The organism is Bacillus sp. TSO22 (assembly GCF_020223595.1).
Lineage (GTDB): Bacteria > Bacillota > Bacilli > Bacillales > Bacillaceae > Bacillus > Bacillus inaquosorum.
The window spans coordinates 592,784-618,604 of record NZ_JAHAWO010000009.1 but is presented as its reverse complement, the minus strand read 5'-3'; the positions used below and the strand labels follow the sequence as shown (position 1 = coordinate 618,604).

At 42.2% G+C, this 25,821-nt stretch carries 26 protein-coding genes and 1 pseudogene; 17 read left to right on the top strand and 10 right to left on the bottom strand.

Annotation, left to right across the window (positions count from 1 at the left end; genetic code table 11):
* Positions 1–3 precede the first annotated feature (3 nt).
* Positions 4–336 (bottom strand): MerR family transcriptional regulator, encoded by a 333-nt coding sequence (locus tag KHQ79_RS11635; protein ID WP_003239028.1) that lies wholly within the window; start codon positions 334–336, stop codon positions 4–6.
* 193 nt (positions 337–529) lie between these two features.
* Between KHQ79_RS11635 and KHQ79_RS11630 the strand changes: the two genes are divergently transcribed.
* From KHQ79_RS11630 to KHQ79_RS11620, 3 genes are all read left to right on the top strand, one after another.
* A complete protein-coding gene (locus tag KHQ79_RS11630) occupies positions 530–685 on the top strand; it encodes a hypothetical protein (protein WP_003218545.1) in 156 nt (51 codons plus the stop codon).
* 87 nt (positions 686–772) lie between these two features.
* The gene (locus KHQ79_RS11625) at positions 773–955 is read left to right on the top strand and encodes a hypothetical protein (RefSeq protein ID WP_003239027.1); all 183 of its coding nucleotides are present in this window, start codon (positions 773–775) and stop codon (positions 953–955) included.
* A gap of 132 nt (positions 956–1,087) precedes the next feature.
* Positions 1,088–1,552 carry a MarR family winged helix-turn-helix transcriptional regulator gene (locus KHQ79_RS11620; RefSeq protein WP_003232536.1) on the top strand — a complete coding sequence of 155 codons (465 nt, stop codon included), beginning with the start codon at positions 1,088–1,090 and terminating at the stop codon, positions 1,550–1,552.
* A gap of 4 nt (positions 1,553–1,556) precedes the next feature.
* Here KHQ79_RS11620 and KHQ79_RS11615 read toward each other — a convergent pair.
* A pseudogene (locus KHQ79_RS11615) lies at positions 1,557–2,686 on the bottom strand (MGDG synthase family glycosyltransferase).
* A 91-nt stretch (positions 2,687–2,777) separates the two neighbouring features.
* On the opposite strand from KHQ79_RS11615, the gene KHQ79_RS11610 reads away from it, so the two are divergent.
* The gene (locus tag KHQ79_RS11610; protein WP_032732168.1) at positions 2,778–3,329 is read left to right on the top strand and encodes a YkoP family protein; all 552 of its coding nucleotides are present in this window, start codon (positions 2,778–2,780) and stop codon (positions 3,327–3,329) included.
* Positions 3,330–3,356: 27 nt separating this feature from the next.
* On the opposite strand, the gene KHQ79_RS11605 is transcribed toward KHQ79_RS11610, so the two are convergent.
* Positions 3,357–4,169 carry a metallophosphoesterase gene (locus KHQ79_RS11605; RefSeq protein ID WP_225515221.1) on the bottom strand — a complete coding sequence of 271 codons (813 nt, stop codon included), beginning with the start codon at positions 4,167–4,169 and terminating at the stop codon, positions 3,357–3,359.
* 196 nt (positions 4,170–4,365) lie between these two features.
* On the opposite strand from KHQ79_RS11605, the gene KHQ79_RS11600 reads away from it, so the two are divergent.
* The gene (locus KHQ79_RS11600) at positions 4,366–6,060 is read left to right on the top strand and encodes a DUF6044 family protein (RefSeq protein WP_225515219.1); all 1,695 of its coding nucleotides are present in this window, start codon (positions 4,366–4,368) and stop codon (positions 6,058–6,060) included.
* Positions 6,061–6,072: 12 nt separating this feature from the next.
* Positions 6,073–7,086 (top strand): glycosyltransferase family 2 protein, encoded by a 1,014-nt coding sequence (locus KHQ79_RS11595; protein ID WP_225515218.1) that lies wholly within the window; start codon positions 6,073–6,075, stop codon positions 7,084–7,086.
* A gap of 23 nt (positions 7,087–7,109) precedes the next feature.
* On the opposite strand, the gene KHQ79_RS11590 is transcribed toward KHQ79_RS11595, so the two are convergent.
* From KHQ79_RS11590 to KHQ79_RS11580, 3 genes are all read right to left on the bottom strand, one after another.
* Entirely contained in the window at positions 7,110–8,945 is a 1,836-nt protein-coding gene (locus tag KHQ79_RS11590) for a DNA ligase D (RefSeq protein WP_225515216.1), read from the bottom strand.
* A 3-nt stretch (positions 8,946–8,948) separates the two neighbouring features.
* Positions 8,949–9,833 carry a non-homologous end joining protein Ku gene (ku, locus tag KHQ79_RS11585; RefSeq protein ID WP_003239017.1) on the bottom strand — a complete coding sequence of 295 codons (885 nt, stop codon included), beginning with the start codon at positions 9,831–9,833 and terminating at the stop codon, positions 8,949–8,951.
* Between the two features lie 88 nt (positions 9,834–9,921).
* The gene (locus KHQ79_RS11580) at positions 9,922–12,324 is read right to left on the bottom strand and encodes an EAL domain-containing protein (RefSeq protein WP_225515214.1); all 2,403 of its coding nucleotides are present in this window, start codon (positions 12,322–12,324) and stop codon (positions 9,922–9,924) included.
* Between the two features lie 215 nt (positions 12,325–12,539).
* Between KHQ79_RS11580 and KHQ79_RS11575 the strand changes: the two genes are divergently transcribed.
* The 4 genes from KHQ79_RS11575 (at position 12,540) to KHQ79_RS11560 (ending at position 16,391) form a co-directional block, all read left to right on the top strand.
* Positions 12,540–13,175: a DedA family protein gene (locus KHQ79_RS11575; protein ID WP_019258221.1), complete on the top strand. Its 636-nt coding sequence runs from the start codon at positions 12,540–12,542 to the stop codon at positions 13,173–13,175.
* Positions 13,176–13,434: 259 nt separating this feature from the next.
* Positions 13,435–14,229: a TerC family protein gene (locus KHQ79_RS11570; RefSeq protein WP_412056950.1), complete on the top strand. Its 795-nt coding sequence runs from the start codon at positions 13,435–13,437 to the stop codon at positions 14,227–14,229.
* Between the two features lie 264 nt (positions 14,230–14,493).
* Positions 14,494–15,249 carry an RNA polymerase sigma factor SigI gene (gene sigI, locus KHQ79_RS11565; RefSeq protein WP_225515210.1) on the top strand — a complete coding sequence of 252 codons (756 nt, stop codon included), beginning with the start codon at positions 14,494–14,496 and terminating at the stop codon, positions 15,247–15,249.
* Positions 15,246–16,391: an anti-sigma factor domain-containing protein gene (locus tag KHQ79_RS11560; protein WP_225515208.1), complete on the top strand. Its 1,146-nt coding sequence runs from the start codon at positions 15,246–15,248 to the stop codon at positions 16,389–16,391. The genes sigI and KHQ79_RS11560 overlap by 4 nt, the downstream gene beginning before the upstream one ends.
* 10 nt (positions 16,392–16,401) lie before the next feature.
* Here KHQ79_RS11560 and sspD read toward each other — a convergent pair whose 3' ends face one another.
* Both sspD and htpK read right to left on the bottom strand, forming a co-directional pair.
* Complete coding sequence (gene sspD / locus KHQ79_RS11555) at positions 16,402–16,596, bottom strand: acid-soluble spore protein SspD (RefSeq protein WP_003218568.1); 195 nt, start codon at positions 16,594–16,596, stop codon at positions 16,402–16,404.
* A 121-nt stretch (positions 16,597–16,717) separates the two neighbouring features.
* Entirely contained in the window at positions 16,718–17,419 is a 702-nt protein-coding gene (htpK, locus tag KHQ79_RS11550) for a transcriptional regulator HtpK (protein ID WP_003239009.1), read from the bottom strand.
* A 168-nt stretch (positions 17,420–17,587) separates the two neighbouring features.
* Between htpK and htpX the strand changes: the two genes are divergently transcribed.
* The 4 genes from htpX (at position 17,588) to KHQ79_RS11530 (ending at position 20,480) form a co-directional block, all read left to right on the top strand.
* Positions 17,588–18,484, top strand: a complete 897-nt coding sequence (gene htpX / locus KHQ79_RS11545; protein ID WP_225515206.1) for a protease HtpX — start codon at positions 17,588–17,590, stop codon at positions 18,482–18,484.
* Positions 18,485–18,647: 163 nt separating this feature from the next.
* The gene (gene ktrD, locus KHQ79_RS11540) at positions 18,648–19,997 is read left to right on the top strand and encodes a TrkH family potassium uptake protein (protein ID WP_225515204.1); all 1,350 of its coding nucleotides are present in this window, start codon (positions 18,648–18,650) and stop codon (positions 19,995–19,997) included.
* A gap of 154 nt (positions 19,998–20,151) precedes the next feature.
* Positions 20,152–20,307, top strand: a complete 156-nt coding sequence (locus KHQ79_RS11535) for a hypothetical protein (RefSeq protein ID WP_003232510.1) — start codon at positions 20,152–20,154, stop codon at positions 20,305–20,307.
* 2 nt (positions 20,308–20,309) lie between these two features.
* Positions 20,310–20,480 carry a hypothetical protein gene (locus tag KHQ79_RS11530; RefSeq protein ID WP_003239006.1) on the top strand — a complete coding sequence of 57 codons (171 nt, stop codon included), beginning with the start codon at positions 20,310–20,312 and terminating at the stop codon, positions 20,478–20,480.
* A 42-nt stretch (positions 20,481–20,522) separates the two neighbouring features.
* On the opposite strand, the gene KHQ79_RS11525 is transcribed toward KHQ79_RS11530, so the two are convergent.
* Positions 20,523–21,545 carry an acyltransferase family protein gene (locus KHQ79_RS11525; RefSeq protein WP_060398489.1) on the bottom strand — a complete coding sequence of 341 codons (1,023 nt, stop codon included), beginning with the start codon at positions 21,543–21,545 and terminating at the stop codon, positions 20,523–20,525.
* Between the two features lie 252 nt (positions 21,546–21,797).
* On the opposite strand from KHQ79_RS11525, the gene kinE reads away from it, so the two are divergent.
* The 3 genes from kinE to KHQ79_RS11510 all read left to right on the top strand — a co-directional run bounded on the left by kinE (position 21,798) and on the right by KHQ79_RS11510 (position 24,723).
* A complete protein-coding gene (gene kinE, locus KHQ79_RS11520) occupies positions 21,798–24,014 on the top strand; it encodes a sporulation two-component system sensor histidine kinase KinE (RefSeq protein ID WP_225515202.1) in 2,217 nt (738 codons plus the stop codon).
* Positions 24,011–24,508, top strand: a complete 498-nt coding sequence (locus tag KHQ79_RS11515; RefSeq protein WP_060398491.1) for a methylated-DNA--[protein]-cysteine S-methyltransferase — start codon at positions 24,011–24,013, stop codon at positions 24,506–24,508. Before kinE ends, KHQ79_RS11515 begins: the two co-directional genes overlap by 4 nt.
* Before the next feature lie 89 nt (positions 24,509–24,597).
* A complete protein-coding gene (locus KHQ79_RS11510; protein ID WP_003218585.1) occupies positions 24,598–24,723 on the top strand; it encodes a hypothetical protein in 126 nt (41 codons plus the stop codon).
* A gap of 33 nt (positions 24,724–24,756) precedes the next feature.
* On the opposite strand, the gene mtnA is transcribed toward KHQ79_RS11510, so the two are convergent.
* Positions 24,757–25,818 carry an S-methyl-5-thioribose-1-phosphate isomerase gene (gene mtnA / locus KHQ79_RS11505; RefSeq protein ID WP_003238999.1) on the bottom strand — a complete coding sequence of 354 codons (1,062 nt, stop codon included), beginning with the start codon at positions 25,816–25,818 and terminating at the stop codon, positions 24,757–24,759.
* Between the last annotated feature and the right edge of the window lie 3 nt (positions 25,819–25,821).

The following is a 25,821-nucleotide window of genomic DNA, read 5'->3' as shown; positions in this document are numbered from 1 at the left end:
CATTTAACGGTTTTTGTACCGAAAGTGAGCATTAAGCTGCCCCTCCAGCATTTTTTTCCGCACTTGCGGATCGTTTTTTACCATCTGCTCTTTTTTGCGCATATCCTTTAAAATCTCTGCCGTCTGTACGCCGTCTTCACGCTTATTGGCGATATCCATCAGCCGCTCCACATCGGCGAAAGAATATTTTCTCGTTCCCCTTGAAGACCGCTGCGGATAAATGAGCTTCCGTTCCTCATAGTACCTGATCTGTCTTACGGACAATCCTGTCAATTCACTGACAATCCCGATTGAAATCACTTTTTTGTCTTTATAAGAATGATCTTCTGTGGTCATTTTTCCACCCCTGGATGTCTTTTGATAATAGTATATAAAAAACAAAGAGAAAAAACCTGACGCTTGTCATATTTTCTAACATGAAATAGAAGATTATTGAAAAAATACGGAAGAAAAATTAACAAGAATAATGCGTAACATCCAAGCGCGTTTTATCCTTTATGTAACGAATAAATGAGGAGGAAGGATAATCATGGAGGAAGAAAAAGCGGTCTCACTGGCAAAAGAAATTATAGAGTTGGATATCAAACGTGATGAAATGCTGGAGACGTTTATGCAGCTTGCCGGAGAACATGCTTTTCAACTATTAAGATCGGTTCAAAACGGACTGTACCGAAAATCTTCGTAAACATAAATTCTTTACATTAGATTCATACCACGTTCATTTAAATAGAGTATCTTGTGTATAGGATACCTCAAAATGAAGGAGGACGCTATGAGTAATTTATTGAAATCCGCTTTAGAAAAAGAACGAAGCCATTATTCTGAAAAACTCTTTCAAATCGGAGTTTATAATAAAGAAATAATGAACAAAATGACGATTTCCGAACTGCGAAAGGAATACACATATTTCTTCCGCAACATTGCAAATCACAAAAAAAATCCTTATACAAGATAATGTATAAGGATTTTTTTGCTTTCAGAAGGAATTTCTCGAATTATAGCGAATACATATAGTAAGGGACTGAACTCTTATTATATGTAAGGGTTTTCATTATTTTTTTATAAAAATCCTATATACGAGGTAGATATGATGAGATTATCGTTTAACGAAGAAGAAGTTGAGCGTGCGATGAATTTGTACAGAGTTTTTGCAAGGGCTTTCAAAAGTGTGTCTGAACATAGTATCCGTGACAGTAAAGAGCACGGCTTTAATCCGACTGAATTTGCTGTACTGGAGCTCCTGTACACAAGAGGCCCGCAAAAATTACAGCAAATTGGGTCGAGACTTCTGCTTGTGAGCGGAAACGTCACATATGTCATTGACAAATTAGAAAGAAACGGGTTTTTAGTAAGGGAGCAGGACCCGAAAGATAAACGCTCCGTTTACGCGCATTTAACTGACAAGGGAAATGAGTATTTGGATAAAATTTATCCGATTCATGCGCTGCGTATTGCGAGAGCATTTTCAGGCCTTTCGCCTGATGAACAGGACCAGCTGATCGTCCTGCTGAAGAAAGCAGGCATTCACAGCCAGCATTTGCTGTTTCGTTAACATGTTACACTCTCTGTTTCAGGAGAGTGTTTTTTTGTTTTATATGATCCTTTTTAAGATATCTTCAATCTTCCGATCAGATATTTCACCAAGATATTGATTGACTTGTTTTTCGTATTCGTTCACCTGTTCATTCGATTGGAAAAATGCCGCAATCTGTTCTTCTGCCTTTTTCATGTCCCAGTTTCTCATATCTGTGACAAGCTTTCGTTCCTTTAGAAGGTTTAAATTCATCTCCTCCTGGCCCGGCAGCGCATGATAAATAAATACCGGAAGCCGTTTCTGTAAGCATTCGCTGATGGTCACGCCTCCGGGTTTTGTCATAATGCCTGACGCCTGTTCGTATAAACGGTTCATCTCTGCTTTGCTGTGAAGGTAGGGTATCGCCTCAATAAAAGGGTGGCCTAAACTTTTGACATAGCAGTAGAGCTTTTCGTTCCTGCCGCATAATATTTTGTATAAGATGTTTCCGCCTGGCGACAGCTCCTGAACCCATTTTAAAATACCCCCGACCCCCATACTGCCGCCTGTGATAATGATGGTATATGGCGGATGATGCTGACAGGTGTCTGCAGATCCCATTTCAAACATCCGGTGAACGGGAATGCCGGTCAAGTATATGTTTTTCTGATTGATTCCTTCAGACACGAGCTGCTTCTTGACATCCATGATCGGAACAAAATGGTAATCAATGTTTTCCCGCCCCCATAATTGATTCACAAAAAAATCAGTGTATACATTCACAACCGTCAGATTCGGAAATTCCGGCTTTAGCCGGTTCAGCAGATAAGAAGGCAGCGCATGCGTACAGAAGGCGATATCAGGCTGTTTTTCTTTGAGAATGTGCCTCATTTGTTGTGTGAACAGCCATTCGTACATGGTATAGCGTTTGTCATTCTGATATTCTCCGCAGGCAAGGAGCCTGTAAATGCCGCTGTACGTTTTCGGGAAATATTGAATCCATTTTAAATACGTCTCAGAGGATAGTTTTTCTAACCGTCTATACGCATGTGAAAAGATATCAATTTTTTCAGATGCCAGCCCTTGTGACTCCAGTTCAGCCTGCAGGGCATCGGCGACATGATGATGTCCGGTGGAAATGCTTAAAAAAGGAAAAATGAGAATGTTTTTCATGACGGTCCTCCTTAAAAAATATGGCAACTATATTTTGGGGAGAACGATGACAAAATATAAGGGTATTTTTGATCATAAGGAAGGTGAAGAGATGAAAACCTGTTTCCTTTCCATTTGGAGAGTGATTGACCCGTTTTATTTCTTTTTTTCAAGGCTGACCTTGATTGACAAAGATCGAAAAAGTGTCTTTCGAGTCAGGCTGACGAAGTACAAAGGGCATCATGTCGTGCTGAGCGACGGAACGCATATAAGAAAAAATGATGTGCTCGTTAAAATCCATTTGCACAATATTAAGCTGATCAGGGAGCTGCAAGGCATTGAGAGTGCAGTCAGAAAGGGGATCATTATCTATCAAAAAGTATATCAATCAATGCCGATATTATTGGAATACATCAATAATCATAAAAAAAGTGAAAAAATTAAAGGAATCGTGGGAATTACAATGCTTGACAAAGGTGTAGAAAGGCTCGGCTTTGATGTGGTCACCCCTGTCAATCCTTTTTACAGATGCTTTAAAAAGATAACCCATATGCCCATTTTATATTTAACGTCAAAGCAAGTGGGCCTGCGGCATTTACCGAATACATCCTATTTGTTTATTTCAAAAGAAAAGCTTCAGAAAACCTATCAAAAAAAAGACTGATGCCTTGGTCAGCACAGTCTTTTTTGATTATATCTGATGAAATGTCACTTCAGGGCGGCTTCCGACACGGATATTCACACCGGTTTGTCCTAAGCCTTCGCTGATATAAAACGGCTTATCGTGGTGATAATGAAGCCCTTTAATCATGTTCATGCGCACGAGCTTGCCCATTTTCACCAAATGATACGGTTTTGGCCAGTGGATTTGGCCGCCGTGAAAATGGCCTGACAGCAGGTAATCAAAATGAACATCTTTCATATCCAGAATAATGTTTGGGTCATGTGTTAAAACAAGATGATAGCCGTTGTCTAGATTTTGATAAGAGCCGATAATATTACTGCGATTCGTGCTGTAATCATCAATGCCGATAATATTGACAGGCCCTGCAGCTGTCTTGATTTGAACATGTTCATTTTGCAGCGTGATACAGCCGTTTTCCTCTAAAACACGCTTCAATCTCTGAAAGTCCTTTTCTTTCAATACATAATCATGGTTACCGAACACCGCGTACATTCCATATGCAGGCTTCAGCTTTTGCAATGCGTTTAAATAACCTGCCAGCTTCGGAATATTACGTTTCCGATCTAGAAAATCCCCGGTAAGCGCAATAATGTCCACAGGCTGATTTTTTGTTAAATGATACAGCTCTTCAGGTGAAACAGAAATGTTTTCTAAGTGAAGATCTGATAAATGAAGGATATTTAATTTTTTTCTGGCTGGAAGACCGTCTTTTTGATCAATTGAAATGGTGTTGACCTTCACGTCTTTTGTATTGCGTTTCGCTTTATATATAAATGGCACACATAAGAGTATGGCCAATGAAAGTAAGATTGTAAACAAAATATATCCCCTCCCTCCTATCAGTATAGTAAGTGATCGGGCCTTTTGGATAGCGGGAATTAATGGGTAAGAGACAGGTTGAAAAACGGATTGTCATCTGATGAATGTTTTAGAAGGGAAAAGGGATAATAAATTTTGACACATGAGGCAGAACATGCCGGATATGGAGTCAGAATAACAGATGGATGTGTAAGCGATGTTACGATTGATGAGACAACACAAAAAAGAAACATATTATCTCTGGATCGCATTATTTCTTCTTTTGCTGTATGTATCCCCGCTTTTTATTTTAAAGGAGGATGCCCATATTCGTGTCCACGATAATTTAGATTCCAATATCGCTTGGTACAAGGTGCTGGCAGATAGCGGAGAAATCGTCGGCAAGGTTGACGCGGCCATTCCGCAAATCATTAACGGCCTGCCGCGGGATGCCTTTGGCACCGAGTTGAGCGGAATTGTTTGGCTGCATGCTTTCTTTTCTTCCATGACTGCCTATGCAATAAGCCAGACAATTACAAGGGTTGTCGCTTTTTTTGGAATGTATGTGCTGCTGAAGAAGCACGTGATCCCAGAGCCAAAGGCGGCTTTCATCCGAATTGGCGTATCGCTGGCATTTGCCTTAACACCTTTCTGGCCTTCGGGAATGCTGAGTACGCTTGGATATCCTTTGGCATTGTGGGCTTTTTTGAATATCCGAAAAGGGGATATCTCATGGAGAGAGTGGCTGACGCTCGGTTTGCTTCCTTTATATTCAAGCTTTGTCTTAGGCTTCTTCTTTTTCTTGGCAGGAATGGTGTGCTTTTGGCTGTATGATGCTATCACAAAAAGAAAATGGAATTTGATGTTCTTAGGCAGTATTGCTTTTATGACCAGTATTTATCTTTTCGTAGAGTACCGGCTCGTTTATTCGATGCTGTTCTCGCACGCACCGATGCATCGGATTGAATTTATTTCATCCAGGCATGACGTTTGGCATTCTCTCCGCCTATCCGTAAAAAACTTTGTCTATGGCCATAATCATGTGATGACCGTTCACACCGTTGTCATCCTCCCGATCCTGCTGCTTTTATTTGCAGCTTTGCTGTTCAAGCGAAACCGGACAAAGCCGGAAAATGTGTATCTGTTTTTATGTGTACTTAATTACGGACTGTCTTTATGGTATGCGTTTTGGTTCAACAAAATATGGGCGGTGCCAAAGCAGAAATTTGCCTTTTTAGCTGAATTTAATTTTGCCCGTTTTCATTTCCTGCGGCCGCTTGTCATATACGTGAGCTTTGCGCTTGCTTTATATCTCATTTGGCGAATGGGAAGAGGGTGGAAATGGCTTGTATATGCCGCTGTGGCTGCACAGCTGATGGTATTGGCGCCTTTTAATGAAGAATATACGTATGGCGTTCACTACAATGCGCCGACATTCCGGGAGTTTTATGCATCTGAGCAATTCAAAGAGATTAAGGAGTACATCGGGCGTCCGCAAGATTCATACAGGGTGGCGAGCATCGGACTGCATCCGTCTATCGCCCAATATAACGGGTTTTACACGTTAGATACGTATAACAACCTGTACCCGCTCTCATATAAATATGAATTTAGGAAAATCATCGAAAAAGAGCTGGAAAAAAACGCTCGGCTGAAACAATATTTTGATGAATGGGGCAGCCGCTGCTATCTTTTCGTCGACGAGCTCGGTAAACGGTATGATTTTAAAAAGAACTCGAAGAAAACGATCAACAATCTGGAATTAAATACAGATGTATTTAAAAAAATGGGCGGACGTTACATTTTTTCTTCAGTTCCGATCATGAATGCTGACCAAAACCATCTCGCGCTCGTCAAGACGTTTGACCATAAAGATTCCGCCTGGCGCATTTATTTATATGAAACAAGATAAGGAGGATATCGATTGAAACAGCCACAGCCAGTGTTAACCATCGTCGTTCCGTGTTTCAATGAAGAGGAAGTGTTTCAAGAGACAAGCCGTCAGCTGACAGAGGTTGTAGACGGCTTAATTGAAGAAAAATTAATTGCTGAAGACAGTAAAATTCTGTTTGTCGATGACGGCAGCAAAGACAGAACCTGGGCCTTGATTGCCATGGAAAGCATAAGAAACAAGAAGATTACCGGCTTAAAATTAGCCTGCAATGTCGGACACCAAAAAGCGCTTTTAGCCGGACTCCATAAAGCGAAGAACAGATCAGACTGCGTCATTTCGATTGATGCTGATCTTCAGGACGACATCTCTGTGATCCGGGATTTTATGCTGAAATATCATGAGGGCTGCGAGATCGTTTACGGTGTCCGCCGCAGCAGAAAAACCGATACCTTTTTCAAGCGCACGACCGCTTTAGGGTTTTACCGCCTCATGAATAAGCTTGGGATTAAATTAATTTATAATCATGCGGATTTTCGTTTAATGAATAAAAGATCGCTTGAAGAGCTCGCGCGCTATTCGGAAGCGAATCTGTTTTTAAGAGGCATTGTTCCCATGATCGGCTTTAAATCAGCCGAAGTCTTGTATGACCGTAAGGAACGCTTTGCCGGTAAAACGAAATATCCGCTCAAAAAAATGCTATCATTCGCTTTTAACGGGATTACATCATTCAGTGTTGCGCCAATTCGATTCTTTACGCTTTTAGGTTTTGTTTTACTTTTCGTCAGTGCTGTGGCGGGAATCGGCGCGTTCGTTCAAAAGCTGCTCGGTCATACAAATGCAGGCTGGGCGTCGCTCATCATTTCCATTTGGTTTTTGGGCGGGCTGCAATTAATGGGAATCGGGATCATCGGAGAGTATATCGGTACGATTTTTTCTGAAGTGAAAAGACGGCCGAAATATGCAATTGATATCGATTTATATAATGAGCCGCTGAGCCCTCTCCAGCGCCAGGAAGAAGAACGGTTGGAAAAAAAGTACAGTTGAACGGAAAGAGCTGACTTAATTAGTCAGCTCTTTTTCTGCAACTGATGTAAAATGGCGCTAAGAGGCTCGTCTTGCGGGTAACGGTAAAAATCAAAAAATGGGCAGCCCTGCTTCTTAATACGATCAACGACAGTATCAATCGTAAACAGGGCGGGGGTTAAGGATGTTTGTACCTCATGCCAATAGAGCGGTGCCGCGACAGTGCCAAGGTCGTTCCCTCTTGTTGAATAAGGACAGATAATCGTTTTACCTTCTGCATGCTGCAAATAATCAAGATACAATTTGCCGTGCCTGTTTTTAATCAAGCGTTCTGTTGTAAAGAGCTCGGGAAATGCATTGGTGCAGTACACTGCGATCAGCTGTGTAAATTGACGTGTTTCTTCATACGTAAATGCCTCAGGAGACAAGGGAATATAAAGCTGGATGCCTTTGTTGCCGGACAGCTTCGGATACGATGTGATGCCAAAGGAGTCAAACAGTCGCTTCAGTTCATTTGCGGCCTGCACGGCCATGAGAAAGTCATCTCGTGAAGGCGGGTCCAAATCAATGACAATCTCAGCCGGACGTCTGCTTTTAATGGTTTGAAAAGGAACATGAAACTCCAAAGCAAGCTGGTTGGCAAGCCATAATAAAGTGGACATGTCCTCGCAGATGATGTGCTCATGGCTTCCATCATTGAAAGATTGAACAAAATCTGGCGCATAGTCTGGCTTATTTTTTTGAAAAAACGATTCGCTCCTTGATCCATGCGGATAGCGGATGACGGTGACAGCACGGTTTTTCAGAAATGGGAACAGGTAGTCACTGACTTCAATCATGTACTGAATAAAATCTTCCTTTGTTTTTTTATTCTTTTCAAATACGATTTTATCCAGGCTTGTGAACTGAAGCTTTGGATGAACCGGTTTTGAGTGGCGTATGACTTGCGCATACGTGCATTCTGTCCAGTCCATATGGAATTCAAAGCTGACAAACGATACCTCTCTTAATGTACCTTGGAGAATCGTTAAGTATTGAACGGTTGCACAAATCGACGGTTCGAGGGTAAATTCACCTGATGCTGTTTTATGTCCGTGCTGTTCCATAATCTTGCGTATGGCGCTTTTTTCCTCATCGCGCATTCCGTGTGAGACGGAGGCAATAGGTGTCATTACGCCGTTTTTTAACACAGACACCGTAAGAAAGCCATTGTTGGGGTTGAAACCTGTTATACAAACATAAGCTTGTTTAAAATTTTTATATTTGAGCCAATCAGACGACCGCTTTTTTTCAAGCCATTTGCTGTTTGTTTTCTTCGCTACAATTCCTTCACCGTCATATTTCGTAACCATCTCCCACGTCGGATCAAAATGATTATAGCAGGGGATATACTGAATGGTTTCCTTAGCGTAAGGGTCTGGAGACGCAGGAAGCTTTGCCGCAGACATGAGATCGTACAGCGATTTTTTCCGATCCAGATACGAAAGAGATGATACATCTTCTCCGCTTCGCTCTAACAGATCAAAGGCGAGAAAGCAGCACGGCCGCGCGTTTGCCGATTCCTGAATCTTGTCTGATCTTTTCAAACGCCCACGCACTTGAAGGTGTTCAAAATCTGCACGACAAGGGTTCACCAAACGTACAATTTCGCCATCGAGTGTCAGCGGAAGATCTTTTTCCATGTGCTGAAAGGCTGTCTTGGCGAATTGAGTGATTTCAGGGAAGGTGCTGTTAAGCTCCAAGCCATTTCTGCTAGTTAAAGTCACACCTGCTGAATGGATGCGGAGAATGCAGCGGTATCCATCATATTTTACTTCGTAGCGCCATTCTGCTCCTTTTGGCGGTGACGAAGTAAGGACGGGCTGCATCGTAAACGCCATGTGTTATGACGTGCCGGAGGCTTTTTTTCTAGTCGTTTTTTGTTTTTTATCTCCGGCTCCTTTCGGTTCAGCGGCCTGTTCTGGTGCGGCTGCCGGGGTTTCCCGGTTCGGCTTTCTCGTGCGGTCGATGCTGGCTTGCAGGGCGCTGACAAGGTCGATGACATCTTCACGAGGAGGCGCTTTATCAGGAGTGACGGCTGTTTCTTTATTTTCGAGCTTGTCATTGACTCTTTGCAGCAGGGCGTGCCGGTACGTATCTTCATATTTCTCAGGCTCAAACTCAGTCGTCAGCTCATCTATTAATGTGATAGCGGTTTGCAGTTCCTTATCGTTTACATTCGATTGATCCGGTACACCTGGGACATGAGCAGCGCTTCTGACCTCATCCGGATAATGGATAGACTCCATAATGATACAATTTTCATAAACGCGGAGGATGGCAAGCTGCTGCTTCGACCTGATTGTCATATTGGCGATGCCGATCTTTCCGGTAGAGCGCAGCGCCTCACGCAGCAGGGTATAGGCTTTCGTGCCGTTATCCCCGGGGCCGACAAAGTAGGAGCGATTAAAATAAATCGGGTCAATTTCCTGAAGCTGAACAAAATCAACAATCTCAACGGCTTTCTCCTCATGCTCCTGCTTTAAGCTTTTTAGATCATCGTCCGTCAGCACCACATATTTTCCTTTTACATATTCGTATCCCTTTACAATTTCATCAGGACCAAGTGTTTTTTCGCAATTCGTACAAATTTTTTCGTATTTGATTGGCGCGTGATCCTCTTTATGAAGGCTTCGCAGCTTAATGTCTTTATCCTCTGTGGCCGCATATAGCTTGATGGGAATGTTTACTAATCCGAAACTGATCGATCCCTTCCACATTGTATGCATATCGATAAACCCCTTTTTTTCTTTAGTGTGAAGAGGAGGAGTACGATTCATGTGTAGCAACTTATGGGTAAAAAAACAGCCGGCACTGTTATTGCAGCGGCTGTTCGAGAATTAATTGTTCGAGTTGTTCCGGCGGTATCGGCCTGCTGAAATAGAAGCCTTGTAAATGGTCACAGCCTTTTTCGTAAAGAAGCTGTTTTTGAGCTGAATTTTCCACGCCTTCAGCAATCACCTGCAAAGACAGCTGATGGCCCATGGCAATAATAGCCCCGGTAATTTGCTCTGATTTCGGATGGGTTTGAATATCATCGATAAACGATTTGTCGATTTTCAGCCTGTGAATCGGAAAATCCTTCAAATAGCTAAGAGAACTGTGCCCCGTTCCGAAATCGTCAATACTGATTCTGATTCCTAATTCCGTTAAAGACGACAAAACTTTTTTGGAGTGATCGAGATTGTCCATTGTCATGCTTTCTGTCACTTCAACTTCAAGAAGCTGCGGAGGAAGCTGGTATTTCATTAGCGTGTCCTTGATCAGGGGAATCAGATCTTCGGATTGAAACTGTCTGGCGGAAATATTAATAGCGACAGAAAGATCAAAGCCTTTGTCATACCAAGCCCTTGCCTGCTTGCAGGCTTCATCTATTATCCACTTTCCGATATCAATAATGAGACCCGTCTCTTCAGCAACACCAATGAATTCTCCGGGCGGACACAGCTGCCCATCGGGGGTGACAAGGCGTATTAGTGCTTCGGCACCCGTCATTTTTTGGTTTTTTGTACTGAATTGAGGCTGATAATGCAAGACAAATCGATTGTTTTCTATGGCTTCTCTGAGCACCATCTCTTGGTTAAGCTTGACGGTTTCTTTGTTGCCGATTGAAAAAGAATAGTATCTGTATTTGCTTTTGTTTCGTTCTTTAGCGGCATACATCGCCATATCTGCTTTTTTCATCAATTCAAGGCCGTCCGTCCCGTCTTTCGGTGATATCGCAATCCCGATACTGACAGATGTGACAAGCGTGTGATCCTGGATTTTAAATGGCTTTTTGAATTTTTGGATAATTTTTCTTGCTAAAACATCTGCTTCGCCTGTTCTGGTATTGGCGTCCGTCAATATGATAATAAATTCATCTCCGCCAAGGCGGGCGATAAATCCATTATCAGGGACAACAGAAGACAGACGTCTAGCTGCCAGCTGAAGCAGCTGATCGCCGACATTGTGTCCTAGTGCATCGTTAATCACTTTAAAGCGGTTTAAGTCCAGAAAGAATACAACGGTGTTATAATTCAAGGTATACTCGCGATTCAGCACCTCTGTTAAGTGCGAGATGGCGTGCCGTCTGTTGGGTAAATCTGTTAGCGAATCGTAATGAGCCATTCTATGGATTTCTTTTTCTGCTCTATACTGCTTTGTCATGTCCTTGCAGATGACATAAATGCTGTCCAGCTCTTGATTGACCTCAACGGGTATGAGCGTAATATTTAAGTGGAACTGGCCTTTTTCAGTGGTAAGGTCGCTATCGCTGTTAATGGCTTGTTTCTCTTTTTTGACTTGCTCAAAAAGGCGCTTAATCTTCTGCGATGTATAGTTTCTCCAATCGTGCATGCTAAAGCCAAATTTGCTGATCATGTCCTCACCAGCATGATTGGATGATACAATCTCTCCTTCTAATGACAAAATAAAAATGGCATCAATATTGTGAATGATTAAAGACTGAAACCTCTGTTCGTTATCCTTTATGCGTTCGCTCTGTTTAATAAACTTTCGGTCGGCATGGGAACTGAATAATAATAGCGTTTGTATACAGAAAATGAGTAACGTAACAAAAATCGACCAATGAAACGTATGGACCTCCATATGGCTTCCGGGCGGTGCCATGTCCATGTGGAAAGTCGCCGCAAGCATTCCCGTATAGTGCATGCCTGAAATCCCTATACCCATTACAATCGAACTGATGACTTTATAGAACATAAGATGATCAGAATGTTTTTTTACAGCCAAATCAAAGAATATTTTTAACGAGACGAAAGATGCTACAATTGCAATAATTATTGAAACTGTAAAAAGAATCGGTTCGTACATAATCATTACCCGGGAAATGGAAGACATTCCGATATAGTGCATAGATGCAATAGATGCGCCAAGCACTACTGATCCGGTAAGCAGTCTGTAATATGTAAGAATGTGTCGGCTGACAAAATATAATGATACAAATGATCCGGAAACAGCTGCGCCAATGGATGCCATTAAAGGCATGAATTCATATTGCATCGGCATCTCCATATGCATGGCCATCATCCCGACAAAATGCATTGCCCAAATACCGAATCCCATAATAAGTGAGCCGCTGATCAGCCAAACTTTGCTTTTTAAACCTGTATTGATGGTGACTTTCCTTGACAATTCAAGGGAAGTGTACGATGCGGCACAGGCAATTAGAATAGATAAACATATGAGTGTTGTATTATACGTTACGTGTATTTCCAAATGGAGATTCCCCCCGTGTGTTCCAGTCTAGTTGACTCTCCTTAATATCGGCTGCTTAACCGCAGAGTTTCAGCCTTTAAGACCATAGAAATTGCAAGAAATACATGTGAGATTTATTTTTAGTTCAGCTGACCGTGAAAAATGTGTTAAAATCATGTTGACGTTTTCCGAAAAAACAAAATGTATTTTACATAAATTTGGACAAAGGGGAAGTGATGGATATCGAAGAGCTGATTATGTCTTGGATAGAAGCATTTAAAAGCTTATCTTATTTTGGAATATTTCTAGCGCTCTGTATTGAGTTTATCCCTGCTGAAATCGTCCTGCCGCTTGCGGGTTATTGGGTATCTAAAGGTGATATGACGCTTGCCGGCGCCGTTTTGGCGGGGTCGCTTGGGGGAGTGGCCGGCCCGCTCACGCTGTATTGGATAGGGCGATACGGAGGAAGGCCGTTTCTTGAGCGTTTTGGGAAGTACCTCTTTATTAAACCTGAGGCTCTCGATAAGTCGGATGAATTTTTCAAAAAGCATGGGGGCTTTGTAGCCTTCAGCGGCCGTTTCTTGCCAGGCATCCGCACATTGATCTCCATACCGTGCGGAATTGCAAAAATGAACGTTTGGGTGTTTTCGCTTTATACGTTCATCGCTATGGTCCCGATAACATTTGTATATGTTTATCTCGGTGTAAAACTCGGTGAAAATTGGAAGGAAGTCGGCTCTATTCTCGATCAATATATGCTTCCGATCGGGATAGCGATTTTGGCGCTGTTTGTGTTTTACTTGCTGTTGAAAAAGAGGAAAAAACGCACGCACTCCGAACATTTATCTGTATTTTTAAAAAATAAACGTTGACAAATAATCGCACTGCACATATCATTGACGTATAATATCATATTTCTTGAAATCCCAAAGGGGAGTAGCGTCCGGAATGCTTTCCGGAAACAAAGTCGTCATTTCATGGATTGTCATATCCATCGGCTTTGTTGGCATGCCTGAATTCATGTCTAGCAAGACCTTTGCCTTATGTCGGCAAAGGTCTTTTTTGTATGGTCCGGCCGGCATAAGATCGGATGAAGAGAAAGAAAACAACTTTTTTGGGAGGGTATCATTTATGGATGCAGCATTATTATTAGAGTATGGTTGGGTTCTTCTCGTCTTGATCGGGCTGGAAGGTATTTTAGCCGCCGATAACGCGTTGGTTATGGCGGTAATGGTAAAACATTTGCCGGAGGAAAAAAGAAAAAAGGCTTTATTTTACGGATTGGCAGGGGCTTTTGTTCTGCGGTTTGGCTCTTTATTCGCGATTTCTTTTTTGGTCAACGTATGGCAGGTTCAAGCGATTGGCGCGATCTACTTACTGTATATCTCAGCAAGCCACCTATTGAAAAGGTATGTATTTAAGAAAGAAGACACGCATAAAGAGACGAAACAAAGCGGTTTTTGGCCGACTGTTTTAAAAGTTGAACTGGCTGATATCGCGTTTGCGGTTGATTCCATCTTAGCGGCAGTAGCGCTAGCGGTTACGCTTCCTGGAACATCGCTTCCGAAGATCGGCGGACTTGACGGAGGACAATTCATCGTCATTTTGGCCGGTGGTATCATCGGCCTGGTGATTATGCGGTTTGCGGCTTCAATGTTTGTTAAATTATTAAAGGAACGTCCAAGCCTAGAAACAGCAGCCTTTGTGATTGTCGGCTGGGTCGGAGTGAAGCTTGCTTTATATACACTTGCTCATCAAGATATAGCGGTTGTTTCCGAGCACTTTATCCATTCTGGAACATGGAAGTTGATATTCTGGGGTGTATTAGCGGCAATCGCGGTTTGCGGCTGGTTCATGTCAGGTGCAAAAAAACAGCCGGAGGGCGCACAAAACGAACAAAAAAACAGCAGCCGGGAAAGGGCGTAATCTTAAAGACTCTGCTTGAAAAGCAGAGTCTTTTCATGTTTAAAACGTTTTCATAGGCGAAATAAAATAACATTTTTATAACAGCTTTGTTACAAAAAACACGGATAAAACCCCCTTAATTCTCTAGAAAGGCACGAAATCATGTATAGTACGTCAGAATGGTTTGTCATAATTGAGACATTGGAAATTAATATTTCTTTTTCTCCTTTGCGAATCCCTATCAAATTAGCTATCATTAATGAGTAGTTATAGGGAGGAACTGAGGTGAAACCAGTGCTTAGCCTTTTGTTTAAATTGGGAAAAAAGAAGCAAACGCTTGAAAAAACTGTTGAAAGTATACAAAAAGGCAATAAAGATCTGCAAAATGAATTAATACAGCAATATAAGCCATTTATCGCAAAGACGGTTTCATCCGTTTGTAAACGATATATAGATGAAAAAGACGATGAGTTCAGCATCGGACTGATCGCGTTTAATGAAGCTATTGAAAAATACTCACCTGAAAAAGGCAATTCTCTGCTCGCATTTGCTGAGCTTATTATAAAAAGAAAAGTCATTGATTACATCAGAAAAGAAGCTAGAAGCGCACAAAATATAAATATCGATTTACAGGAAGGAGACGATCAGGAGTCATCACAAAGCCTGATTGAAGCTGAGCTTTCCATTGATGAATACCGCCGTCAGATTGAACAGGAGCAGAGGCGGGAGGAAATTCTCTATTTTCAGAAGCAGCTCAAAGATTATGGTTTATCGTTTAAGGAGCTGCTTGAAAACTCTCCAAAGCATGCGGACGCAAGGCAAAACGCCATAAAGGTGGCGATTACCCTCGTTGAACATGAAGAATTGGCCACTATCTTGTATACAAAGAAACAGCTTCCGGTGAAACAGCTCGAACAGCTTGTCTCTGTAAGCCGAAAAACGATTGAGAGAAACAGAAAATATATTATTGCGATGTGTATTATCATTACAGGTGATTATATTTATTTAAAAGATTATCTTAAAGGGGTGCTGCACTCATGAGAAGAGGGATTATAGTAGAGAAAAATAGAAAATTCGTCACGTTGCTGACCCCTGACGGACAATTTTTAAAAGCCAAAAATGATCGCCACAGCTATGAAATCGGAGAAGAAATCATGCTTCCGAGTGAGTCACGCATGGGCAGAAGGGCCAGCTTTTTTGATTTTTTAAAACTGCGCCCTTTCAAAATGGGGATTTTTACGATGACTGCTATTATGCTTTTTATTTTTATAGTTCTCCCCGTTTTTTCTAATAATAAGGCCTATGCGTATATGACAATTGATATCAATCCAAGCTTCGAAATGGCGTTAAACAGCGATTACGAAGTGATTGAACTGACGCCTCTGAACGATGAGGGGAAGAAGGTCGTGAATGATATAGATGATTGGGAGAAGACTGATTTTAAAAAGGTGATTGACGATATTATAACCGACTGCAGTGAGCACGGATATGTAAATGAATCGAAAGAAATATTGATTTCCACTGTTTATGAAAATACGGAAGATAATACATATAAAACCGCTGTGAAAAAGCAGCTGAATGATGTGACGGAAAAATATAAAACGACATACCGCATGGAATCTCTCGAGTCAGATATGCAAACGAGGGAAAAAGCGAAGAAGGAAGGCGTTTCAACAGGCAGCTACATCAAATCAAATGAAAAGAATAATCATAAAGATTCAAAAGAAGACTCCACCAAACCATCCGGGGAAGAGGATCAAAAGAGTGCCGGAAATGAGGATGAAACCATCGATCAAACAGACGGCGAGGACAGCAAGCAAGGAGATAATGAACAGCTGGATGATACGGATTCCGGTGAACAGAAAGAAGACACAACGGATGACCAGACTGATGATAGTGACAAAGATAAAGATGTAAAGGAATCAGATGAAAACACAAATGCTGAAAAAGATGGGGATCATGAGCAAACCCCAATACAAGATCCTCAAGATAAAGGAAATGAGGAAAATAGCGCTGAAAAGGGCCAAAGCCAGTATCACAGGGACTGGAATAACGGTGACAAAGGAAAGAATCGTTCTTCGTCCGGCGGGAATAACGCTTCTGACCGCCGTAATCCAAACGGCTACAGCAGTAATAATAATTCAGCTCAAACTGAAGATTCGCCGAGTGACCCCGGCGAATAAAGACCTGAATTTATTTAGTTGTGCCATTTAATTGTGATTGTGCTTGCTGTACCAGACGCTTTGTCATTTCCCCGCCTACAGAGCCGTTAGCGCGTGCGACTGTATCAGAACCAAGGTTCACACCGAATTCTTGAGCCACTTCGAGTTTAAATTGGTCTAGTGCCTGCTCCACCCCTGGAACAACGAGTTTATTTCTGCTCGCCATCTTTTTCATCTCCTTTTTCTATAAAGAAATTCTTAACGCGTATTTAGTTTGAAATGTACGGGGTTTATTTATGCTGGCAATTGTTGTGGAGAATAAGAAAACCCCGGCCTTTAGCCGGGGACTATAGAATGTCAGCTGTCATTTTATGTGCGGTTGCCTGAATATGGAACGTCAAAATGGAGAGTACTGTAATGGCGATGATCTGTCTGATTTTAAGCCATTGGCTGTCATTCAGTTCTTCAAAACGGTGGCGAAGACGATTTGTCTCCTGTTCGACGATCTCCTGCAGATTGGATTCTTTCATAGAAGGCGTGTCTTGGTGATAAATGGCATCAAGCACATATGCACAGCTTTCATAATAATCAATCGGGCTGATGACATCATCGGATCTGTCTGAGATGGTGTTAAAGGCCACTTTTAAAATAGCCCGTATGTGTTCAAAGTCATAAATGGATTTTAAATCACGTACAATTAAAAGAATGACTGCCTGTTCAACTGAATATTTTTTGCCCAGTTCAGGATGTCCGATCAGATCTTTGATATCACGCTTTACCCAGTTTTGGATCGCGGTTGACTTTAACGAAGTCAGCTCGCATAAGTTGCCAAGTTCTACGATTTCGTTTGTAGAGAGACCGTATTCTTTTTTCTGTTTTTTTCGTTCGTATCTTGTAAGAAATTCAGGAATTTCAAGATGATTGGCTGCATTGTCTGCTGACATGTTCGCTGATTGGACGAGAATGTCGAGCGGGCTTATTTCTCCTTGTCCTTTTAGGGAATAGAGCAGCCGCACCATATCGGTTCGAGTGAGTTTAAAAATGTTCATTGTTCACCTCTTCAAAACAATTTGACGCGGATATAAGTTTATGTATGAATTCAAAATTAAAGCGTCATCAATACATTAACATCATACGTCTAATTACTTGCATTTTCAAACGGTTGTTTTATAATTAAATATACAGGTTCTTTTGATCTTAAAATAACGGAGGTTATTATGGCGAAAAGAATTTTTCTGTTTATTTTAACGAATATTTTGGTGCTTACAACAATCGGGATCGTTTTGTCTGTTTTAAGCTCTGTTACTGGTGTCGGAACGTACTTTACAGCTGACGGCGGTATCGATCCAATTGCGCTCCTTGTGTTCAGTTTAGTCGTTGGTTTTGTCGGTTCCTTTACATCTCTTGCGATGTCCAGATGGATGGCAAAGACGATGATGGGTGTCAGAGTGCTGAACCCGAACAAGCACACACTCAGTTATGAGGAACAGCAATTGGTTGATCGCGTACACCGATTAAGCCGCTCTGCCGGTTTAACCAAAATGCCGGAGGTCGGAATTTACCGTTCACCTGAAGTGAACGCGTTTGCGACTGGACCGTCAAAACGCCGTTCCCTTGTGGCAGTGTCGTCAGGGCTGCTGGAGCAAATGGATGATGCCGCTGTTGAAGGTGTGCTTGCACACGAGGTCGCGCATATCGCTAATGGTGATATGGTGACAATGACGCTTTTACAAGGTATTGTCAATACCTTTGTCGTCTTTTTATCGCGTATCGCAGCATGGATTGCGAGCCGTTTTGTCAAAGAAGATCTTGCGCCGATCGTTCATTTTATTGCAATGATTGTCTTTCAGATTGTCTTTTCCATTCTCGGCAGCCTGGTTGTGTTTGCGTACTCACGCCATCGTGAATTCCATGCTGACAGGGGAGGAGCGGATCTTGCCGGCAAGGATAAGATGATTCATGCGCTCCGGACGCTTAAGAGCTATTCTTCCCGCATTATAGAAGACGATCAGACAGCTGTCCAAACATTAAAGATTAATGGCAAGAAGCGATCTTCGCTTTTCTCTACTCACCCTGATTTAGATGAGCGAATCAGACGGTTAGAAGCGAAATAACAACATTCCTCTGAGATAATCCTCAGAGGTTTTTTTTATTCCTTTGACTAAAACGATAAAAAATGAAGCAAGTTAAGAAAATGTTTCGTAAAAGCCTTTAAAAATGGACCTAATATCTTTAGAATAATTACCGTATCTAAAAAGAGAGGCAGAAGGATTTTACATGAAATTTAAGCTTGGAAAACTGATACAGGCACTATCTCCAGCCCAGCTGATTGCATTATATTATTTTCTTGCAGTTACTGTGGCCGTTATATTGCTGAGTCTGCCGGCGGCCCATAAACCGGGGGCGGACTGGACGTTTATTGATGCGCTGTTTACGGCTGTCAGTTCAGTCAGCGTGACGGGGCTGACGGTAGTTGATACAGCTGACACATTCAGCACAATAGGTATTTTTATATTGGCATTTGTTCTGCAATTTGGCGGAATCGGGATTATGACGCTCGGAACGTTTATTTGGCTGATCATGGGAAAACGAATCGGGCTGAAAGAACGTAAATTGATTATGGTTGACCAAAACCAATCCCAGTTTTCAGGGATTGTCAATCTCATGAAGCAGGTTCTTTTTCTGATCTTGTGGATTGAATTTTTTGGCGGGCTCATACTCGGCACCTATTTCTTAACCTACTATGATTCCTATCAGGAAGCTTATTTACACGGATTTTTTGCCAGTATCAGCGCAACCACAAATGGCGGATTTGATATTACCGGCAGTTCCATGATTCCATTCCGCCACGATTATTTTGTGCAGTTTATTACAATGCTTTTAATTGTATTTGGAGCAATTGGATTTCCCGTGCTTGTCGAAGTAAAGGATTTCTTGTTTTCAAAGCATCGGAGATATCCGTTTACACTTTTTACGAAAATCACGACCATTACGTTCGGCTCACTCGTCTTGTTTGGAGCCATCGGCATTTATATCCTGGAAGCAAACCACGCGTTTGCGGGAAAGTCATGGCATGACATTTTGTTTCTGTCCCTGTTTCAATCAACGGCAACCCGAAGCGGGGGGCTGGCAACCATTGATATCAGCCAATTATCAGACGCTACAATATTTTTTGTTTGCGCGCTGATGTTTATCGGAGCGTCGCCAAGCTCAGTCGGGGGAGGCATCCGGACAACGACTTTCGCTCTGAACCTTCTTGCGCTGTTTCATTTTGCCCGCGGCAATAAAGCGGTAAAGGTATTCAAGCGGGAGCTTCACCCTGCAGATCTCATGAAGTCGCTTGTTGTCACGATGATGGCAATCCTGCTCGTTTTTGGCGCGACACTTATCCTGACCATCACAGAAAAGCATTCTCTGCCGGAGCTGTTGTTTGAAGTGTGTTCGGCATTCGGCACAACCGGACTGTCGCTTGGCATTACTGCTGATTTGAGCAACGTTGGAAAATGCGTCATTATGACTGTGATGTTTATCGGGCGAATCGGCATCCTGACCTTCCTGTACCTGATCGGAAGAAAGGAAATCGAAGCGAATTATCATTATCCGAAGGAAAGAGTGATTATCGGATAGAAAAAACACCGCATGTTTTGCGGTGTTTTTTGATTGCCAAAAAAAAGATGTGTGACGCCGTTTCAGTTGGAGAACCTAACATCAACAGGTGCAGCTTAAGGATATTGCATCTTTAATGAAATAAAATGTCTGAAAACTGGCGAGGAGGATTCGTATGAAGCGCAAAGCTGAAGTGAATGAAGCCATTAAAAATAACAATACACCTACCGAGAGCATGGACCCAAATTCATATAAGACACAGTATCATGACGACCCGAATTTTAGGGGTGCAAACCGCAATTCCAAACAGGGTCAGCAAGGAGGCATGTGATTTTGAAGAAAAACCGTCATAGCAAAGATATGCAAAATCATAAAAAGCCTATGAATAAGAAGGTGCTGGAGGAAGAATTCTCAAGTGAATTTGGGGATTATAATGCCGGGAAAATCATTGAAACGCTAGAAGTCACAAAGCCTAAAAAGAAAAAAGAGAAAAAACAAAAATAAAAAAAGACCTCTTAGGCGATGTTCCGCTTAAGAGGTGCTTTTCTATTTTAAATAAGCATTTTTGCTGCTTCCCCTGACGAATTGCAATAAGCTGGTCATTCTCAGCTCAATGAAGGGCTGAGCAACTGTCTTAACAAAATTGCTGGAGAGAACGGACGTAAGGGCAGCGGTTAAAAGTAATAGAATGACTAAGTTCTGATAGTCAGTAAGCTGATCCTCAAGACCGACCTGCCGCAGCGTTTTAATAATAAACCCATGAAGCAGATAGACGTAAAATGTCCGCGTGCCCCATTTTGTAAAGAAATAGCGTTTTTGCGGAACGAGCGCTAAAAAGCTGAAAGTAGATGCGAAGGCGAGTACATACCAGCCGATCCTGATCAGGCCGCTAGCCAGGGTAACGTCTCCAAATGAAGAATACGGTTTAGAGCCGAACAGAAAAGAATAGTCAAAATCAATGCCCCAGCAGATGACGAATACGGCGGCAAGCACCCCGGTCGCAATTTGTTTGCCTCGTTTTGATCTCAGTAAATCAAAATGATGTTTATTTAAATAAAACCCGACAAGGAACATCGGTAAGAATACAAATGTCCGCGACAAGCTCAGCGTGCTGCTGACAAAGTCAAGATAGCCGATCAGCACGGCAATTCCGCAGCTGACAAACAGCGCCCACAGCTTAGAAAGCTTTGAAAAAGGATAAAGCAGCAGATTCCAAAAGAATAAGCTGACGAGAAACCATAACGACCATTGCGGATCAATCGGATTCACATTTGCCATACTTTCGTCTTGCATAATGTAATAAAAGACGGAATAAATGATTTGGAAAATCAAATACGGAATAATCAGCTTGACCGCTAGCTTTTTCACATATCCCGCGCGTTTAAAGCCTTTCGCGAAATATCCGGATACGAGAATAAAGGCAGGCATGTGGAATGTGTAAATGAACTTGTAGAGGTAGAGCATAAAGTTGTTATCATTAATAAAAGATCGAAGAATATGACCGAATACAACAAGGAATATCAATAAGAATTTTGCATTATCAAAATAACTGTCCCGCGATTTACTCATAGCATCACCTTCTCTTTAATCAGTCACTAAGAGATTATTCCCTGTTGGTATATATTTTAAAATAAAAGATGAAAAAGGAATCTAAAAAACCGTTGATTGTTAGGACGATGTAAAGTGGCGGTAAGGATCGTAGAAAATGTCTTCGTTATGTAACCGCGCTGAAATTTTCTGAAATTTATAGGGCAAATGAAGGAAGTTCCCGCATTTTGTAGAAATATTGAGGGATAGGTTTTGAAGAAGGAGTGTACACGTATGGAAACTCTTGGTGTCCAGACAAATTCAGAGCTGCAGGAAGAACTGAAGCGTCTCAAAGAAGAAAATGTCCGGCTGAAAAAGGAATTGAATCAGCATCAAGTGATTGTCAACAATACGCTCGATGCTATTTTTATATGTGATAATGAAATGCGGATCGTTCAGGCGAATGAAGCGACGGAGAGGATGCTTCAAGTTGATTCGGAAGATTTGAAAAAGCGTTCCGTTTTGGATTTTTTGTTTTCAATCCCAAAGGATGAGCTGAATCTTGCCGTAAAGAAGTTTTTTAAGAAAGGTTTCCTGTGGAAGGAGGTTCCGATCAGGCTTGATGGCGGGGCGACAAAATACATAGAGTTTCTGGCCAAAAGAGGGATTGGCGAGGATTTCTTTTTTGTTGTCATGAGAGACATATCTTCCAAGAAGATTCTGGAGCGGGAATTCTCTATGAATGAACAGCTTTTTAAGGACTTGTTTGACAGAGCTGTTGACGGAATCGTTCTGTTTGATAAAGATGGCGGTTTTATTGATGCCAATTTGTCCTTCTGTAAAAGCTTTGAAATCAATCAAAATGAGCTGTCTCATTTATCGTTGTATGAGTTCATAGACAGCGGCTCACGAAAAGACTTTGATAATATATGGAAGGCGCTCAACCGCAAGGGAAAAGCGAAGGGGGAGCTGCCCGTCAAGCTTCGTTCAGGAGTCCAAAAGCTATTTGAATTCACGATTACTTCAAACATCATCAGCGGTTTTTACATGTCCATTATGAGGGATATCACAGAGAAGCGGTCTATGGAGCTGCAGCTCTTTAAAAGTGAGGAGCGATTTAGAGAAATATTTGAAAATGCGATGGACGCCATTATCATCTGGTCGAATGACGGAAGAATTGTGAAGGCGAATCAGTCAGCCTGTAAAATCTTTGAGCTGCCGATGAATTTGCTGTTGAAGAGAAGGCTGTGTGATTTTCTCGTTGACTCGCAGCAGAAATACAGCATAACGAAAAGGAAATACGCAAAATACGGAGAGATCAGAGAAGAGCTGCTGTTTCAAATGGGGAACGGGCAGTTCAAAGAACTCGAATTTACCTCAAAGCGGACAATATTAGAGAATCAGCACTTGACGATTTTAAGAAACGTCAGCGACAGAAAGCGGATGGAAAAGGAGCTTCGGGAAAGTGAGCTGAAATTCAGAAAAGTGTTCAACGGCTCAATGGACGGCAATGTATTGTTCGACAATCAATACCGAATCATCGACGCCAACCCGTTAGCAAGCAACATTTTAGGCCTGTCACATGAAGAGATTAAACAGCACAGCCTATTAGATATTATTTCTTCATATGAAATAGAAAACCTTGCTTCGCCGGCAAGGCAGATTAATTTTGATGAAATGGACAACGAAATTCCGTTTTTGTTGAGCAGCAATGACAACAGAAAACTGGAATTCTCATTTAAACGAAATATTATTCAAAATATGAACCTGGCTATCTTTAAAGACGTAACAGAGCGAAAAGAACTGGAGGAACGCCTGCGCAAGTCAGATACCCTTCATGTTGTCGGCGAACTCGCTGCAGGCATCGCTCATGAAATCAGAAATCCGATGACAGCTCTTAAAGGCTTCATTCAGCTTCTGAAAGGAAGTGTGGAGGGAGACTACGCCCTTTACTTCAACGTGATCACCTCAGAACTAAAGCGCATCGAATCCATCATCACCGAATTCTTGATTTTAGCCAAGCCCCAGGCCATTATGTATGAAGAAAAACATGTTACCCAAATTATGAGAGACACCATAGACCTTCTCAACGCGCAAGCCAATCTTAGCAACGTGCAAATGCATCTTGAGCTAATTGGCGACATCCCACCGATCTACTGTGAACCGAATCAGCTGAAACAAGTATTTATCAATATATTAAAAAATGCCATCGAAGTGATGCCTGACGGCGGAAACATTTTTGTGACGATAAGGACATTGGATCAAGATCATGTTCTCATCTCCTTAAAAGACGAGGGAATCGGAATGACAGAAGATAAATTAAAGCGCCTTGGTGAACCGTTTTATACGACAAAGGAACGGGGAACTGGACTTGGGCTTATGGTAAGCTATAAAATTATTGAAGAGCATCAAGGCGAAATCATGGTAGAAAGTGAAGAAGGGAAGGGCACCGTTTTCCATCTTACGCTTCCCGTCAGACAGAATGCTGAAGAAAGAAGGATTGATGAATGAACTACTATACGACAGCGGAAACGCCGCTCGGGGAACTTATAATTGCTGAGGAGGATGGACATATCACTCGTCTATTTCTCAGTCAGGAAGATTGGATGGATTGGAAAGAAAGCGTTCAGAATACAGAGCACATGGAAACACCTTATCTGGCAGAGGCCAAAAAACAGCTTCATGAATATTTCGCCGGCGAAAGAAAGAGATTCTCACTGCCGCTCAGCCAAAAGGGCACTCCTTTTCAGCAAAAAGTGTGGGAAGCGCTGGCGATGATACCATACGGAGAATCCCGAAGCTATGCTGACATCGCCGCTGCGGTCGGCAGTCCGAAAGCGGTGCGCGCAGTCGGACAGGCTAATAAACGAAACGACCTGCCGATTTTTGTCCCATGCCACAGAGTGATCGGCAAAAACAGTGCGTTAACAGGGTACGCTGGGAGCAAAACTGATATCAAAGCATTTTTGCTGAACATCGAGCAAATCTCCTACAAAGAAAAATAAAACATATGGCACGTTCCCTTTTTTCACGGCCGACATATCATTTTATTAAGTTAAAAAAGTTGGTCTGATGAAAAAGGAGGACAAAGCAATTGAAGCCGAGCCGCTCTGAGAAAATTGCCGTTTTTGCCAAACTGTTTGTGAAACTGCATATCTTATCAAGCGCTCAAAAAGATGAAATCATCAATATCAATAAAAACAAACAAAAAAACCGCTGACTCGGCCCAAAATGAGCAAAGTGCAGCGGTTTTTTAGTGAACCTTTTCGCCTCTGAACAGCTGTTCAATTTCTTCTTCATACGAACCGGTCATAATCCCTTTTTCTGTGATGATTCCTGAAATGAGATCATGGGGCGTAATGTCAAAAGCGGGATTAAAGACAGGCACGTCGGTTGGTGCGGTCCGGACTCCGGAAATCTGCCTTACTTCCTCGGGATCCCGTTCCTCTATCGGGATATCAGCGCCGCTTTTCACTTTCGTATCAAATGTAGATAATGGTGCGGCGACAAAAAACGGAATATCAAAGGCGTTTGCTAAAATCGCGAGACCGTATGTTCCGATTTTATTTGCCGTATCACCGTTCTTTGCAATTCGATCAGCTCCGACGATGACAGCGGAAATTTGTTTTTCCTTCATCGTATGGGCGGCCATGCTGTCTGTGATTAGAGTGACATCAATGCCTCCCTGCATCAGCTCCCACGCAGTGAGGCGTGAACCTTGAAGGACAGGTCTTGTTTCACAAGCATAAATATGCAATCCCAAATCCTTTTGTTTGGCTAAGTAAAATGGAGCGAGTGCCGTTCCATAACGGCTTGTCGCGATAGAACCGGCATTGCAGATCGTCATAATCCGGTCGCCTTTTTTGAAAAGCTGCAGGGCGTTTTGGCCGATCATTCGGCACGTTTCCTCATCTTCGACCTGAATCTGAATCGCTTCATGGACAAGGTTTGTTTTTGCTTCATTTACGGAAATGGCGTTTTCGATCGAATGACTCAGTCTCTCAAGCGCCCATGATAAATTAATGGCGGTAGGCCGTGAGCTGTTTAAATACTGTTTGATGTCATCCAGTCTGCGGCGGAATTCCGTGACATCATCTGTTTCGATGTCTTTTGCAGCAAGCGCAAGTCCGAAGGCAGCTGTAATGCCGATGGCCGGAGCGCCTCTTACTTTGAGTGTGACAATGGCGTCAAATACATCCTCTTTCGTCGTCAGCTCCAGATATTCCGTCACATCAGGAAGCTTTTGCTGATTTAAAATGGTAATGGCTGTTTCTTTCCATTCAACAGAACGCGGAACAGCAAATGAATGGGTCATGAA